Here is a 14,116-nt window from a genome sequence, read left to right on the forward strand (position 1 = left end):
TTCGCCCCCAATGACTTTTATCCGTTCGCTGCTGTACCTGGTTTTCCTGATCGTCTGGACGCCGATCTATGCGGTGGCCTGCTTTATCGTGTTTCCGTTCATGAACCCGGCCCGCCGGTTCTGGATGGTGTCGGGCTGGACCAAGTCCGCCATCTGGATGGCGCGCTGGCTGCTCGGCATCCGCTGGCAATACCAGGGCTGGGAGCACATCGAAGAAGCCGTCGCCACCAACAAGCGCGTGGTGCTGCTCTCCAAGCATCAGTCGGCGTGGGAAACCATGGCCTTTGTAGCGACCATGCCGAGGCCGCTGTGCTACGTATTCAAGCGCGAGCTGCTGTATGTACCCTTCTTCGGCTGGGCGCTGGGCATGCTCAAAATGGTGCACATCAACCGCAAGGACGGCGCCAACGCATTTGCCTCGGTCGCCCGCCAGGGCAAGGAACGCATGGCCGAAGGCGCATGGGTCATCATGTTTCCGGAAGGCACCCGCACGCGCTCGGGCGACCCGAAGCCGCGCTACAAGAGCGGCGGTGCGCGGTTTGCCGTGGATACCGGCGCATGGGTCATCCCCATCGCCCACAACTCCGGCCGCGTGTGGCCGCGTAACTCGTTCCTGAAGCATCCTGGCCTGATTACGCTGTCGGTCGGTCCGGCCATCTCGACGGCCGGCAAGACCAGCGACGAACTCAATCGCGAAGTCGAAGCGTGGATCGAAGCAGAAATGCGTAGAATCGACGCCGATAGCTACCGCGAGCACGCATGAAACTGCTGCGCCCACCGACTTCGCCCACCACCGCCGACAGCGTCCAGCTCGAGCTGCCGCTGCTCGCGCCCGAAGCCGCGTCGCCATCGCAGCCGCCTGACGCGTCCCTCCTCGCTCCGCCCGCACTCGATTTTTCCACCGCACCGCTCGGCCCCAACCAGCGCCGGCTGACGCTGGGCGAGCGCGCGCTGATCTATAACCTCAAGCGTTCGTCGCGGCGCACCATCGGCTTTGTCATCGATGACCGCGGCTTGTCGATCACGGCTCCGCGCTGGGTGACGCTCGCCGAGATCGAACACGCCATCGCCGAAAAGCAGAAGTGGATCTTCGCCAAGCTGGCCGAGTGGCGCACGAGCGCCGCACGCCGCATGCTGCCGCCGATGGAGTGGCAGGACGGCGCCGCGCTGCCCTTCCTCGGTAAGACGATCACGCTCAAGCTGGAATCGCCCATCGGCGCATTGATGTTTGATGCCGACACCAGCGTGCTCCACCTGGGCCTGCCGCCCACCACCACGGAGCAGCAGATCAAGGACCGCGTGCAAGGCTGGCTGCAGACGCAGGCTCGACGGCTTTTCGGCGAGCGCCTTGAGGTGTATGCCGAGCGCCTGGGCGTGCGGCATAGCGCGTATGCGCTGTCCTCCGCCGCCACGCGCTGGGGAAGCTGCACCGCCGACGGCAAGATCCGCCTGAACTGGCGCCTCGTGCATTTCCCGCTGAGCTTGATCGACTACGTGGTCGCGCACGAGCTGGCGCATCTCAAGGAGATGAACCACAGCCCGCGCTTCTGGGACACGGTGGAGTCGATCTTTCCTGAGTTTCGCGAGGCGCGGGAGCAACTGCGCTCGCATCCGCCGGAATACTTGCCGGCGTTCTGATTCGCCCCGCCGACGCCGCCGCGACGGATGCGTCGGCGGCAGAACATGCCTGCCCTGCAGGCTCCGCCACACCCCCCTACAATATTGCCTTCCCGCAGTTCTCCAGGAAGGAAACCCCCATGCGAATGCTCCATACCATGCTGCGCGTTGGCGACTTGCAGCGCTCGATCGACTTCTACACGAACGTGCTCGGCATGCAGCTGCTGCGCACGAGCGACAACCCCGAATACAAGTACTCGCTGGCATTCGTCGGCTACGGCCCGGAAGCCGGCAACACGGTCATCGAACTGACCTACAACTACGGCGTGAGCGAATACGAACTCGGCACGGCATTCGGGCACCTGGCCATCGAGGTCGACAATGCCGCGCAGGCCTGCGACCAGATCCGCAACGCCGGCGGCAAGGTCACGCGTGAGGCTGGCCCGGTCAAGGGCGGCAGCACCATCATCGCGTTTGTGGAAGATCCGGACGGCTACAAGATCGAGCTGATCCAGGCACGCTCGATGCCCGATGGCAACCGCCACTGACGCGGTCCGCCGGCCGCTGGACGGCACCGCCATCGGGCTGATGGTGGTACTGTGCATGTGCTGGGGCTTTCAGCAGGTCGCCATCAAGGTGGCCGCGCACGACGTGGGCCCCGTCATGCAGGCCGGTGTGCGTTCGGCCATCGCGTCGGTCCTGGTGTTCGCGTTTGCGCTGTGGCGCGGCACGTGCCTGTCGTTGCGCGACGGCACGCTGGCTGGTGGCCTGATGGCCGGCGTGCTGTTCGGCGTCGAGTTCCTGTGCATCTTCATCGGGCTGGGCTACACGACCGCCTCGCGCATGGCGGTGTTTCTCTACACCGCGCCGATCTTCACGGCGCTCGGCCTGCACTTCTTTGTGCCCGGTGAGCACCTGCGCCCGCGCCAGTGGGCCGGAATCGGCATTGCGTTTGCGGGGATCGTGCTGGCGTTCGCCGACGGCGTCCTGCACCCGGCGGCCGGGCCATCAACGTCATTGGGCGACGCGCTGGGCGTGGTGGCCGGCGCGCTGTGGGGCGCGACGACCATCGTCGTGCGGGCAAGCAAGCTTTCCGAAGCACCGGCGGCGAAGACGTTGCTGTACCAACTGGCCGTCTCGGCCGTGCTACTGCTGTTGATGGCCGCGGGCACTGGCCAGGCCTTTACCGCGAACCTCACACCGACCGCGCTGGCCAGCCTCGCCTACCAGTCCGTGCTGATTGCATTTGCCAGTTACCTGACGTGGTTCTGGCTGCTGCGCCGCTACCTGGCGTCGCGGTTGTCCGTGTTCTCGTTCCTGACGCCGCTGTTTGGCGTGGCGTTTGGCGTGCTGCTGTTGCACGAGCCGGTGGGCCTGCGGTTTGCGCTGGCGGCAACGCTCGTGCTGTCGGGCATCCTGCTCGTCAATCTTCGCTAAGGTCGGAAACGCTGCCGGCAATGCGGTTGGCCGGCAGCGCGTTCGCCACGGCCACGAAGTCTTCCACCGGCACTTCTTCTGCGCGGCGGCCCAGGTCAAAGCCAAGCGCTTCAAAATCGATCACATCGCGCAGTGCGCCGAGGGTGTTACGCAGCACCTTGCGCCGCTGCGAAAACGCCATCGTCACCACCGTGCCCAGCGCGCGCATGTCGACCGGCGCATACGGCGACTTCTCAGCCGGCCACGGAATCATCCGCACCACCGCCGAATCCACCTTGGGCGGCGGGTTGAACGAGCCCGGCGGCACATCCAGCACCAGCTCCATGTAATAGCGCACCTGCAGCATCACCGAGAGCCGGCTGAATGCCTTGCTGCCCGGCGCGGCCACCATGCGGTCGACCACTTCTTTCTGGAGCATGAAATGCTGATCCCGCACGCGGTCGGCAAACGTGGCCAGATGGAACAGCAGCGGACTCGAGATGTTGTACGGCAGGTTGCCGACGATGCGCAGCGGCCGATCCGCCTCCAGCAGCGAACCGAAATCGAACGCCAGCGCATCGCCTGCATGCACGATGAGCCGATCGCCAAAACGCTTCTGCAAGCGTGCGACAAGGTCACGATCCAGCTCGACCACCTGCAACGTGCGCACGCGCTCCATCAGCGGCACCGTGAGCGCGCCCAGACCCGGGCCGATCTCGACGAGCACATCGTCGGGCTTTGGGTCGATGGCGGAAACGATGGCGTGGATCACGCCGTCATCGACCAGGAAGTTCTGGCCGAAGCGCTTGCGGGCCTGGTGCCCCTGGTGAACGCCGGTCGTGGATCGTGCCATTGCGAACTCGAAATCGAAAAGGTGAAGAAACTCAGGAACGCGCCGTGTGCCGCGCCATGGCGATGGCGGTATCGATCGCCTCGATCATGCTGCCGAACTCGGCGCGGCCCGTGCCCGCCAGGTCCAGCGCCGTACCGTGATCCACCGACGTGCGCACGAACGGCAAGCCCAGCGTGATGTTCACGCCATGGCCGAACGTGCCGTACTTGAGCGGCGCCAAACCCTGGTCGTGGTACATCGCGAGCACGCAATCGGCATCGGCCAACAGGCGCGGCTGGAACAGCGTATCGGCCGGATACGGACCGCGTGCATCGATCCCACGCGTGCGCGCACGCGCGATGGCAGGCTCGATCACTTCGATCTCTTCGCGGCCGAGGTGGCCGGATTCGCCCGCATGCGGATTCAAACCGGTCACGAGAATACGCGGTGCCTTCAGCCCAAAGCGTGCGCGCAAATCACGCTGCACGATGTCGAGCGTCTCGTCGAGCACCGTGGGCGTGATGGCGTCCGGCACCTCGCGCAGCGGCAAATGCGTCGTCGCCAGCGCCACGCGCAGCATGGCGTTGTCGTGCGCCGGTTGAGGGCCAGCCAGCATCATGACCACGCGCGGCGTGTGGCTGCGCTCGGCCAGATACTCGGTGTGGCCGGTAAACGGCACCCCGGCGTCGTTGATCGTGCTCTTCTGCACCGGCGCCGTGACCATCGCGTCGTAACGGATGCCGTCTGCCGTGCCGATCAGGCACCCGTCGATGGCCGCGTCGAGCAGGTCCAGCACATAGCGGCCGTTGGCGGCATCAAGCACGCCGGCGCGCACGGGCGCACCCAGCGGGCGCGCCACGACAGTCAGCGCCGTAGAGACAACGCGCCAGAAATCGCCCTGCCCGATCGCATCAGCGCGCGCCTGCAGCAATGCCGCATCGCCCATCACATGCCACTGCACATCGGCGTAACGCGGCGACGCCTGGCGCGCCAGATGCAGCAGCGCAGCCACGGTGATGTCGGGGCCGATACCGGCAGGTTCGCCGGTGGTGATGGCAATGTTCAGCATGCAGCGCTTTCCTGCGATGGTTTTCGAGGCGATCTAGAAACGCCACGGCCGCCCGCAGGCGGCCGTGAGCGATGCGGATTTCCGTAGCTTACTGCTGACGGTTCACGCGGTATTCGACGTGTGCCGAATCGCGCAGCTCACGCAGCCAGTCTTCATAGGCGGCCTGGACCTTCTGCTCGCGAATCACCGAGCGTGCGTAGTCGCGCTGGCGGTCGCCGGACACCTCGGCTTCGCGGCGGCCTTCCACCTGGATCAGGTGCACACCGAACTGGCTCTGCACCGGCTGCGACACATCGCCCGGTTTGAGCTGGTTCATCGCCTGCTCGAATTCCGGCACCAGCTGGCCGGGCGACACCCAGCCCAGCTCGCCACCCGCACCGGCCGAGCCGTCTTGCGAATACCGGCGTGCCGCATCGCCAAAGTCGTAGCCGTGAACGATGCGATCACGCAGGCCCGTCAGCTGGCGGCGCGCGTCGTCCGCAGACATCGTCGGACCGGTCTTGATCAGGATGTGACGCACTTGCGTCTGCTGCACCTTGGCGGCAATCGCGGTGCCCGGTGCGCGCTTCTCCAGCAGCTTGATCACGTGATAACCGGCCGGGCTTTCCACCACTTGGCTCGCCACCTGGCCGGCCTTCATGTCGACCACGGCGTTGGCAAACACCGCCGGCAGGCGACCGATCGGACGCAGCCCAAGCTCGCCGCCTTGCGATGCATCCTGCGCGCCCGAATTGTCACGCGCCAGCTTGGCGAAATCGGCGCCGCCCTGCGCTTGCTTGAGGAGGCTTTCGGCCTTGCTGCGCGCTGCGGCCTTCTCGGCGTCCGAGGCACCTTCGGCCACCGGCACGAGAATCTGCGCGACGTTGTATTGCTGCTCGCCGGCCGGAGCCGCGCCGCCGCCCTGCTGCGCCAGATAGTTGTCGATCTCGCCGTCGTAGACCTGCACCTTGGAGTCGACCTCGCGCTCACGCAGGCGCGCCAGGAGGATTTCCTGACGCAGGTCGTCGCGGTACTTGTCGTACGTCATGCCGGCGTCCTTCAGCTTGCTCTTGAGCTGCGGCACCGACAGGTTGTTGCGCTGGGCCACGCTTTCCACCGCGCGGTCCACATCGGCGTCGGACACGCGGATGCCGCTCTCCTTGGCGGTCTGCGCCTGCACACGTTCCAGGATCAGCTGCTCCAGCACTTCACCGAGCAGATCCGCACGCGGCGGCAGCGGACGGTTCTGCACACGGAACGTGCGTTCGACCAAGTCGGCGCGATTGAGCAATTCGCGGCGAGTGATGACGTCGGTGTTAACCACGGCCACCACCTCGTCGACGAGTTGGCTACGCGGTGCGCCCGGCGCCGTCGGCTCGGGCAGCGTGCCCTGCAGCAACGGCTGGCTCGGCGACGAACCCGGGTTGGCGAAGATGCCGCGCACCGGTGCGGTCTTCTTTGCCGATGGCGCCTGCTGCGCGTGGACGGCGGTCGACAGCGTGGTCCCTGCCAGCAGCGCAACCAGCACGCCAGTGGCAACCCGCAAGCGGCCCAGAGGAGCCACACGCGTGGCGAAAGCGGTCGATTGGAAAGCCATGATGTCGTTATTCATATTGATCCAGCACGGACGGCGTGATCGGCTGCGCGGTCACCGGCTGATAGCCGGGCACGTTCAGACGAATCACGTCGATCGGATTGTTCCCCACCTTCGACAAACCCTTGAATTCGATCTGGGCAAAGATATGCGTCGTATAGCCCGAAACCGCATTGCTGTAGCGCTGCACCGCCAGTCGACCGACCCAGCAGTCCGCCACATATTCGAGGCCAAGCAGCATATCCGACGGCTTGCGCGCATCCAGGTCGTAACCAATGCGACCCAGGCCGTAGAGACGGCGCGTAATCGGCCACTGCGTTGAGATATCGGCCTGCTCCAGCGGCAGCTGACCCGTATTGGCATCTTGCCGGTAATAGCGGTAGCCGAGGTTGATCACCTTGTTGGCTTCGGGCTTCCAGCTGAACGCGACCGTCGAGCGCATGATGCGGTCGATGTCCTGATTGTACTGAAGGTTCGTATCGAAAAAGATGCCGCGGAACATCTGGATCGTGGTCGCGCCCAGAAGGTCCGAATAGCGGCGCACCGACGTCGGCGCCGCACCCGCCAGCGTCACGCGCTGGCCGTCGAGATCGATGCGCTGGGCGATCGTGGCACGCAGGCGTTCGACGCCCGATTCGGCCTCGATAAGACGTGTCGTCACACCTGCCGTCACCTTGTTGTTGTCCGCAATGCGGTCGTAACCGGTGTACGGGTTCTCGGTAAAGATCTGGCCGAGGTTGTAATCGGACTGGCCGGTATCGAACAGCGGAATCTGCGACTGGTCGCGATACGGCGTGTACACGTAGAACACGCGCGGCTCCAGCGTCTGGATGTAGCTCACGCCGAACAATTTGGAGACCAGCGGCGCATCGCGCTCGAAGGTCATGCCTGAATCGAGCGAGAACGTCGGAAGCGTGCGATTGATCTGCGTGTCCTGCGTATCGCCCGCTGGGCGGTCCAGGCGGTATGCGGTGGTGTTCAGGATGAACTTCGGCGTGACGTACCAGCCGGGGCGGACGATCGGGTAGCTGATCGTCGGCTGCATGAACAGGCGCTCGCCCTGCACGGTATTGGCCGTCGGGATCGAGAATCGCGTGTAGTCGGTCAGGAAATTGATGTCAAAGCCACCAACGTCGTACCGGTTATACGTCAGGCTCAACTGCGGCAAACGCTCGTAGGGCGCTGCCAGGGGCGTAGTGGCGGTCGACAGCGTCTGGAACTTCTGCACGCGCGCCAGCGCAACCCAGTCGCCGATCGAGTACGTGACGCCACCTTCCTGCACATACTGGCGCTGCGTCGCCGTGACGATGCTGCGGCCAAGGTCATCCGGGTAGGTGTTATCGGAAACCTTGTTGTAGTTGATGTAGCCGGTCAGGCCCGGCGCCAGGCGCTGTGTGTGTACTGCCGAAATCGACCAGCGGTTGCGGCCCGCCTCACGATCATCGGGCAGGAATTCGCCACGCAGAACGCCGCTGTACGACGCATCGAGATAGCGGTATTCGGCGCCGAGCTGCAAGCCGCGCTGGCTCAGCAGACGCGGATACAACGTGAGATCGCGGTTCGGCGCGATGTTGAAGTAGTACGGCAGCGTGACATCGGCCCCGCTGCGGCTGTTGTAGCCGAACACCGGCGCCAGGAAACCGCTGCGCCGATCGTCATTGAGCGGAAAATCCATGACCGGCGCGGCAAACACCGGCACGCCGAAGAAGTGCAGCACGCCGTTGCGGCCGGTGCCGACCTGGCGGTCGCTGTCGATGTCGATGCGGCTCGCGCTGAAGTACCAGTCGACGTTGTCGGGCGAGCACGTGGTGTACGTGCCGCGCGTGATGCGGCTGTTGTCCTTGTCGATGAAATCGATGCGCTCCGCGGTGCCATGGCCGCCGGTCGAGTGGAACTCGTACGTGGGCGTGCTGATGGTGCCTTCGTTGGCGGTGACCTTCAGCTTGGCGTCCGGGCCGGTGACGAGCGTGCCGCCCTTGAACAGACGCACGTTGCCGGTGGCGGTGGCAACGTCGGTGTCCTGGTTGTAATCAAGCGTGTCGCCCTTCAGCACCGAGCCGTTGCGGCGCAGTTCGCCATTACCGCGCAGGTGGATGTCTTCGTTGGTGCGGCCGTCCATCTTGTCGGCCGCGGTAAATGTAGGGACGGTGTTGTCCGGGCGCTGGACGGGCTCGGCCATCTTGGGCACCAGCGGGCTGCCGCCGGGCGTGGTCGGGCCGGACGTCGCCAGCGCCGTCACCGACGAGGCCGGGGTGACAGCAGGCGCCGTCGCTTGTACGGTGCCCGCGCTCTGCGCCGCGGACGTCGCCGTCCAGACACCGGCCACCGCAAATACCAGCGGGCGCAATGCCAGCGTGCCACGCCGGTTGGCGGGCCGCTGATCGGGCGCGGCAACAGCAGCGCGCTGCCGGTTTTTCCTGGCTCGGTTCGGTTCGGTCATGCAGATCGGGAACAGGGCCGCGCGCGCAACGGCACGCACGGGCACAAAATCAGTCAGTACTGCGGTCAATCCCGCCGCCGGACGCGGCCTGGACAAGGCCGGCGCTCGCTCGCGGCGAAACTCGGTCGGGTATTATACGGGGCTTCCTTCCAGCCTCATTCCAGCATTCTCTCAGCATGGCTTCGACCCCTGGCGCCGCAGCAGGCGCAACCGACGCACGCCTCAGCCAATTGCGCGACTGGCTCGGCACATTGCCCGCCGCCCACGGCCTGCGCATCGACACGCTGCAACCTGCCTCGGCCGATGCCAGCTTCCGCCGCTATTTCCGTCTGGACAGCTCCAACGGCACGCTGATCGTCATGGACGCCCCGCCGCCGCAGGAGGACTGCCGCCCGTTCGTCCATGTGGCGGGCCTGCTCAACGGTGCGGGCGTGCGTGCGCCGCAGGTGCTGGAGCAGGATCTCGCGCAGGGCTTCCTGCTGCTGACCGATCTGGGCCCGCAAACGTATCTGCAATCGCTGCGCGAGCGCAATTTCGACCTCGCCTACGCCAATACGCTGTTCCGCCCGGCCATCCATACCCTGGTGCGCTGGCAGTCGGCATCGCGCGAAGGCGAACTGCCGCCGTACGACGAAGCGCTGCTGCGCCGCGAGCTGTCGTTGTTTCCCGACTGGTATGTCGACCGCCACCTGCAACGCCCGTTGGACGCCACGCAGCGCGAATCGCTCGACAAGGTGTTCAAGCTGCTGGTCGACAGCGCCTTGGCCCAGCCGCGCGTGTATGTCCACCGTGACTACATGCCGCGCAACCTGATGATCAACGCGGCCGACCCGTCGCAGCCCGGCGTGCTGGACTTCCAGGACGCCGTCTACGGGCCGATCACCTACGACGCCGCCTCGCTGCTGCGCGACGCCTTCCTGTCGTGGGACGAAGAGCAGGAGCTGGATTGGGCCGTGCGCTACTGGGAAGCCGCGCGCGCCGCCAAGCTGCCGGTCGACGAAGATTTCGGCGAGTTCTACCGCGCGCTCGAATGGATGGGGGCGCAACGCCATCTGAAGGTGGCCGGCATCTTCGCGCGCCTGTGCTACCGCGACGGCAAGACCGGCTACGTGGAAGACACCCCGCGCTTCATCGCCTACCTGCGCCGTGTGTGCAGCCGCTACAACGCGCTGGCGCCGCTGGCCCGCCTGCTCGATCAACTCGAAGATCGCGCGCAGCAGATCGGCTACACGTTCTGATGGCCTCCCCCCGCGCCGTTGAGTTTCGCGCCGGCATGCTGGCGCTCGCGCCCATGCTGCTGGGCGTGGTGCCGTTCGGCATGATCTACGGCGTGCTCGCCACGTCGGCCGGCATGCCCGCGTGGCTTGCCGTGGCGATGAGCGCCATCGTTTTCGGTGGCGCCTCGCAGATGATCCTCGTGCAGTTGTGGGCCGGCGGCGCGCCCGCGCTGGTGATTGCGGCGACGGTCTCGATGGTGAATCTGCGGCACGCGCTGTATTCGGCCAGCATTGCGCCCGCGCTGGCGCACCTGCCGCGCCGCTGGAAATGGCTGATCGCCTATCTGCTGACCGACGAGGCCTTCGCCGCCATGAACCGCCGCGTTGTCACCGCGCAACCCGGCAGCGCGGAAGCGGCCTACCGCCATTGGTATTTCCTCGGCGCTGGCGTGGCGCTGTGGTCGAGCTGGCAGGCATCGACGATCGTCGGCGTGGTGCTGGGCGCGCAGGTGCCGACCTCGTGGCCGCTCGATTTCTTCCTGCCGCTGACGTTCATCGCCATCGTGGTGCCGGCGCTGCGCACGCGCGCACAACTCGCTGCAGCATTGGCCGGCGCCGCGCTGGCCGTGGCGTGGACGGGCTGGCCGCACAAGCTCGGGCTGATGAGCGCGGCGTGCGTGGGCATTGCCGTCGGTGCGCTGGTTGAGCGCTTGGTTGCCCGACCGTCCGACAAGGGGGCTGCCGCATGAAAGCCCTGATCCTCTTCGGCGTGCTGCTGATTGCCGGCGCGGCGACCTACCTGATCCGCCTATCGTTCATCGCGCTGGAAGGGCGCATGAACCTGCCGACGTGGTTCCGCAACGCCCTGCCCTACGTGCCGGCCGCGATGCTGACCGCGCTCATCGCGCCCGACCTGCTGATGCGCGACGGCGCGCTCGCGGTGTCGATCGACAACCCGCGCCTGCTTGCCGGCATCGTCGCCATCGTCATCGCACGGGTGACGAAGAGCGCGATGTGGACCATCGTCGGCGGCATGGCTGTGCTGCTGATTCTCATGAAGGTGATGGCTTGAATTCGACCACGCGCGCCATGATTTTTGCGGCGGGCCGCGGCGACCGCATGCGCCCGCTGACCGATCACACGCCCAAGCCCCTGCTCGCTGTGGGCGGCAAACCGCTGATCGTCTGGCAGATCGAGCGCCTGGCTGCGGCTGGCGTGCGCGACATCGTCATCAATCACGCATGGCTGGGCGCGCAGATCGAAACCGCGCTGGGAGATGGCAGTGCGTGGGGCGTGCGCCTCGCGTATTCGCCGGAAGGGCAGGCACTGGAAACGGCAGGCGGGGTCGCGCAGGCCATGTCACTGCTGCATGCCGGCGAGGGCCACAGCGTATTCATCGCCGTCAGCGGCGATGTGTTCTGCGATTACGACTACGCCTTGCTGCGCGACCGGGCGCCCGCAATGGCCGCGCAAGCGGCGCCCACCATGCACCTGGTGATGGTGCCGAACCCGCCTTACCACCTGCGCGGCGATTTCGCACTGGATAACGAAGGCCTGCTCCACGCTGACGGCGCCGAGCGCCTCACGTTCGGCAACATCGGCTTGTACGACACGCGCCTGTTTGCCGGCATCACGCCCGGCACGCGGCTGGCGATGACGCCGCTGTACCACCAGGCCATCGCCGAAGGCCGCGCTACGGGCGAGCGCTTCGACGGTCGCTGGGAAAACGTCGGGACGCCGGCCCAGCTGGCCGCACTCGACGCAGAACTCGCGGTGCGCTAGGCGCTTACGCCATCGCGGCGGACAACGATTCCGCCGTCATTGGGCGGCCCAGCAGGTAGCCCTGCAGCGAGTGACAGCCGAGCCGCGTCAGAAAGGCCTGCTGCTCGGCCGTCTCCACACCTTCTGCAACGATGCGCAGGTTCAGCGTCTGGCCCAGCGCCACGATGGCCGAGACGATGGCTGCATCTTCCGTGTCGTGCGCCAGGTCGCGCACGAAACCGCGGTCGATCTTCAGCTCGCTGGCAGGCAAACGCTTGAGATACAGCAGACTCGAATAGCCGGTCCCGAAATCGTCGATTGAAATCCGCACGCCCATCGCGTCGAGCTGCTGCAGGATGTGCAGGCTGGCATCGACGTCGCGCATGGCGGTCGATTCCGTGATCTCCAGCGTCAGGCTGCGCGGGTGCAGCGCGTGGCGCGCGAGCGTATCGCGCACGGTGTCGATGAGTGCGGCGTGGCTGAATTGCAGCGCGGAGAGATTCACGGCGACGGTCCAGCCGGCGTGCCCCTCGCGGTGCCATTGCGCCATCTGGCGGCAGGCTTCGTCCAGCACCCAGGCGCCCAGCGGCACGATGAGGCCGGTCTTTTCAGCCAGCGGGATGAATTCATCGGCGGGCACCAAGCCGCGTTGCGGATGCTGCCAGCGCACCAGCGCCTCGACGCCCATGATCGGCCCGTTGGGCGCGTTGAATTTCGGCTGGTAATGCAGCACGAGTTCGTGCCGCTCGACCGCGCGGCGCAAGTCCTGCACGAGCTGCAACTGCTGATGTACGTTGGCGTTCATCGAGGGCTCGAAGAAGCTGTAGGCATTCCGGCCCAGGCCCTTCGCGTGGTACATCGCCGCATCGGCATTGGTCAGCAGATCGTGCTGGTTGCCGCCGTCGCCGGGGTAGACCGCGATGCCGATGCTGGTCGACACGCGCAGCTCGTGACCGCCGGCCATGAACGGCTCGCGCACGACTTCCAGCAGCGCGTCGGCCAGGGTGCCGGCATCTTCCGGATCGTCCACGTAGGCGAGCACGACGAATTCGTCGCCGCCGACACGCGCCACGGTGTCTTGCTGCCGCACCCGCGCGCCGATGCGCTGCGCGACATCGATCAGTAGCAGATCGCCCACGTGGTGGCCATAGACATCGTTGACGGCCTTGAAGCCGTCGAGGTCCATGAACATGAGCGCGAAGCGGCGCTTCTCGCGGTCAGCCGTGCGGATCGCCTGCGCCAGGCGGTCTTCGAGCAGCACGCGGTTCGAAAGCTTGGTGAGGTTGTCGTGCAGCGCAAGGTAGGCCAGCTCCTTGTTGGCCGCGGCCAGCGAGTTGGCCAGCAAGGCGGTGCGGGCTTCCATGCGCAGGTCGAGCACCGAGATGATGAGCGCGATAGCCAGCACCGCCAGCGTGACGATGATGATGACCAGCGCCAGCCATTCGGCGCTCGCGCCGGTGTGCGCAGCGCCACACACGCTGCCAAATGGAAACGCCGCTGCGGCCATCCCCGTGTAGTGCATGCCGACGATGGCCACGCCCATCACCACCGCCGAACCGGCACGCAGCGCACGAACGCGTCGCGACTGCCGCCGCAGGCGAAACGCAATCCACAACGCCACGCCCGAGGCCAGCACGGCAATCACGATCGACAACGCAAACCTGGCGGGGTCGTATTGAATGCCCGGGTTCATGCGCAAAGCCGCCATGCCGGTGTAGTGCATACCCGCCACGCCCGCACCCATCAAAAGGGCGCCGCCCACTAGGCGTGGCCAAGGCAATTCGCGCCGACTGACGAGCCACAACGCAAACATCGACGCCCCGATGCCGATGGCGAGCGAGGTCAGCGTGATTCCGACGTCATATCCGACCGGGATCGGCAGGCTCAGCGCCAGCATGCCGACAAAGTGCATCGACCAGATGCCCAGCCCCATGGCCGAGGCGCCGCCAATGAGCCACCACAAGGCCGCTCGGCCTTGTGCGGTAACGACACGTCCTGCCATATCCAGCGCCGTATAGGACGCCAGAATGGCCACGAACAGGGAAAGCAGGACGAGAAGAGGGTTGTAACTGGTGGCGAGCATCGGTTCTCCTGGGCAGGCCGATCCAATGCGGCCAATCCACTGCAGGCGGAGGTCGCAACCGGGATGCAAACAGCTCCGTATTAACGGCGGCGGCCGCCCGAGACTTTA

Annotated in this window: 13 protein-coding genes; 8 read left to right on the top strand and 5 right to left on the bottom strand. The window is 66.0% G+C overall.

The window, feature by feature from the left end; genetic code table 11:
- The first annotated feature begins 10 nt into the window (after positions 1-10).
- The 4 genes from N511_RS0104400 to N511_RS0104415 all read left to right on the top strand — a co-directional run bounded on the left by N511_RS0104400 (position 11) and on the right by N511_RS0104415 (position 3,054).
- Entirely contained in the window at positions 11-763 is a 753-nt protein-coding gene (locus N511_RS0104400) for a lysophospholipid acyltransferase family protein (protein WP_027678183.1), read from the top strand.
- A complete protein-coding gene (locus N511_RS0104405; RefSeq protein ID WP_027678184.1) occupies positions 760-1,638 on the top strand; it encodes a M48 family metallopeptidase in 879 nt (292 codons plus the stop codon). The genes N511_RS0104400 and N511_RS0104405 overlap by 4 nt, the downstream gene beginning before the upstream one ends.
- 119 nt (positions 1,639-1,757) lie before the next feature.
- Positions 1,758-2,165, top strand: coding sequence for a lactoylglutathione lyase (gene gloA, locus N511_RS0104410; RefSeq protein WP_027678185.1), 408 nt, complete (start codon positions 1,758-1,760; stop codon positions 2,163-2,165).
- Positions 2,149-3,054, top strand: a complete 906-nt coding sequence (locus tag N511_RS0104415; RefSeq protein WP_027678186.1) for a DMT family transporter — start codon at positions 2,149-2,151, stop codon at positions 3,052-3,054. The genes gloA and N511_RS0104415 overlap by 17 nt, the downstream gene beginning before the upstream one ends.
- Here the strand turns inward: N511_RS0104415 and rsmA are convergent.
- From rsmA to N511_RS0104435, 4 genes are all read right to left on the bottom strand, one after another.
- Positions 3,041-3,886 (bottom strand): 16S rRNA (adenine(1518)-N(6)/adenine(1519)-N(6))-dimethyltransferase RsmA, encoded by an 846-nt coding sequence (gene rsmA, locus N511_RS0104420; protein WP_027678187.1) that lies wholly within the window; start codon positions 3,884-3,886, stop codon positions 3,041-3,043. The two genes, N511_RS0104415 and rsmA, sit on opposite strands and share 14 nt — an antisense overlap.
- A gap of 31 nt (positions 3,887-3,917) precedes the next feature.
- The gene (gene pdxA / locus N511_RS0104425) at positions 3,918-4,934 is read right to left on the bottom strand and encodes a 4-hydroxythreonine-4-phosphate dehydrogenase PdxA (protein WP_027678188.1); all 1,017 of its coding nucleotides are present in this window, start codon (positions 4,932-4,934) and stop codon (positions 3,918-3,920) included.
- A gap of 88 nt (positions 4,935-5,022) precedes the next feature.
- Positions 5,023-6,525 carry a peptidylprolyl isomerase gene (locus N511_RS0104430; RefSeq protein WP_037026258.1) on the bottom strand — a complete coding sequence of 501 codons (1,503 nt, stop codon included), beginning with the start codon at positions 6,523-6,525 and terminating at the stop codon, positions 5,023-5,025.
- On the bottom strand, positions 6,518-8,947 hold the full coding sequence (locus N511_RS0104435; protein WP_027678190.1) for an LPS-assembly protein LptD: 2,430 nt from the start codon (positions 8,945-8,947) through the stop codon (positions 6,518-6,520). Before N511_RS0104435 ends, N511_RS0104430 begins: the two co-directional genes overlap by 8 nt.
- A 176-nt stretch (positions 8,948-9,123) precedes the next feature.
- On the opposite strand from N511_RS0104435, the gene N511_RS0104440 reads away from it, so the two are divergent.
- The 4 genes from N511_RS0104440 to murU are packed head-to-tail and all read left to right on the top strand — an operon-like array spanning position 9,124 to position 11,946.
- Positions 9,124-10,185, top strand: coding sequence for an aminoglycoside phosphotransferase family protein (locus tag N511_RS0104440; protein WP_027678191.1), 1,062 nt, complete (start codon positions 9,124-9,126; stop codon positions 10,183-10,185).
- A complete protein-coding gene (locus N511_RS0104445; protein WP_027678192.1) occupies positions 10,185-10,913 on the top strand; it encodes an AzlC family ABC transporter permease in 729 nt (242 codons plus the stop codon). The genes N511_RS0104440 and N511_RS0104445 overlap by 1 nt, the downstream gene beginning before the upstream one ends.
- A complete protein-coding gene (locus tag N511_RS0104450; protein ID WP_027678193.1) occupies positions 10,910-11,236 on the top strand; it encodes an AzlD domain-containing protein in 327 nt (108 codons plus the stop codon). Before N511_RS0104445 ends, N511_RS0104450 begins: the two co-directional genes overlap by 4 nt.
- Before the next feature lie 17 nt (positions 11,237-11,253).
- Positions 11,254-11,946, top strand: coding sequence for an N-acetylmuramate alpha-1-phosphate uridylyltransferase MurU (gene murU, locus N511_RS0104455; protein WP_027678194.1), 693 nt, complete (start codon positions 11,254-11,256; stop codon positions 11,944-11,946).
- Positions 11,947-11,950: 4 nt separating this feature from the next.
- On the opposite strand, the gene N511_RS0104460 is transcribed toward murU, so the two are convergent.
- A complete protein-coding gene (locus N511_RS0104460) occupies positions 11,951-14,008 on the bottom strand; it encodes a putative bifunctional diguanylate cyclase/phosphodiesterase (protein ID WP_027678195.1) in 2,058 nt (685 codons plus the stop codon).
- Between the last annotated feature and the right edge of the window lie 108 nt (positions 14,009-14,116).

The sequence above is a fragment of the Ralstonia sp. UNC404CL21Col genome, from assembly GCF_000620465.1.
GTDB lineage: Bacteria > Pseudomonadota > Gammaproteobacteria > Burkholderiales > Burkholderiaceae > Ralstonia > Ralstonia flatus.

What these genes read in the sequence shown, in the direction of transcription:
- N511_RS0104440 (WP_027678191.1), top strand. Translation starts at nt 9,124, where the DNA reads ATGGCTTCGACCCCTGGCGCCGCAGCAGGCGCAACCGACGCACGCCTC.
- N511_RS0104460 (WP_027678195.1), bottom strand. Translation starts at nt 14,008, where the DNA reads ATGCTCGCCACCAGTTACAACCCTCTTCTCGTCCTGCTTTCCCTGTTC.
- N511_RS0104450 (WP_027678193.1), top strand. Translation starts at nt 10,910, where the DNA reads ATGAAAGCCCTGATCCTCTTCGGCGTGCTGCTGATTGCCGGCGCGGCG.
- rsmA (WP_027678187.1), bottom strand. Translation starts at nt 3,886, where the DNA reads ATGGCACGATCCACGACCGGCGTTCACCAGGGGCACCAGGCCCGCAAG.
- N511_RS0104430 (WP_037026258.1), bottom strand. Translation starts at nt 6,525, where the DNA reads ATGAATAACGACATCATGGCTTTCCAATCGACCGCTTTCGCCACGCGT.
- N511_RS0104445 (WP_027678192.1), top strand. Translation starts at nt 10,185, where the DNA reads ATGGCCTCCCCCCGCGCCGTTGAGTTTCGCGCCGGCATGCTGGCGCTC.
- N511_RS0104405 (WP_027678184.1), top strand. Translation starts at nt 760, where the DNA reads ATGAAACTGCTGCGCCCACCGACTTCGCCCACCACCGCCGACAGCGTC.
- murU (WP_027678194.1), top strand. Translation starts at nt 11,254, where the DNA reads ATGATTTTTGCGGCGGGCCGCGGCGACCGCATGCGCCCGCTGACCGAT.
- pdxA (WP_027678188.1), bottom strand. Translation starts at nt 4,934, where the DNA reads ATGCTGAACATTGCCATCACCACCGGCGAACCTGCCGGTATCGGCCCC.
- N511_RS0104400 (WP_027678183.1), top strand. Translation starts at nt 11, where the DNA reads ATGACTTTTATCCGTTCGCTGCTGTACCTGGTTTTCCTGATCGTCTGG.
- gloA (WP_027678185.1), top strand. Translation starts at nt 1,758, where the DNA reads ATGCGAATGCTCCATACCATGCTGCGCGTTGGCGACTTGCAGCGCTCG.
- N511_RS0104435 (WP_027678190.1), bottom strand. Translation starts at nt 8,947, where the DNA reads ATGACCGAACCGAACCGAGCCAGGAAAAACCGGCAGCGCGCTGCTGTT.
- N511_RS0104415 (WP_027678186.1), top strand. Translation starts at nt 2,149, where the DNA reads ATGGCAACCGCCACTGACGCGGTCCGCCGGCCGCTGGACGGCACCGCC.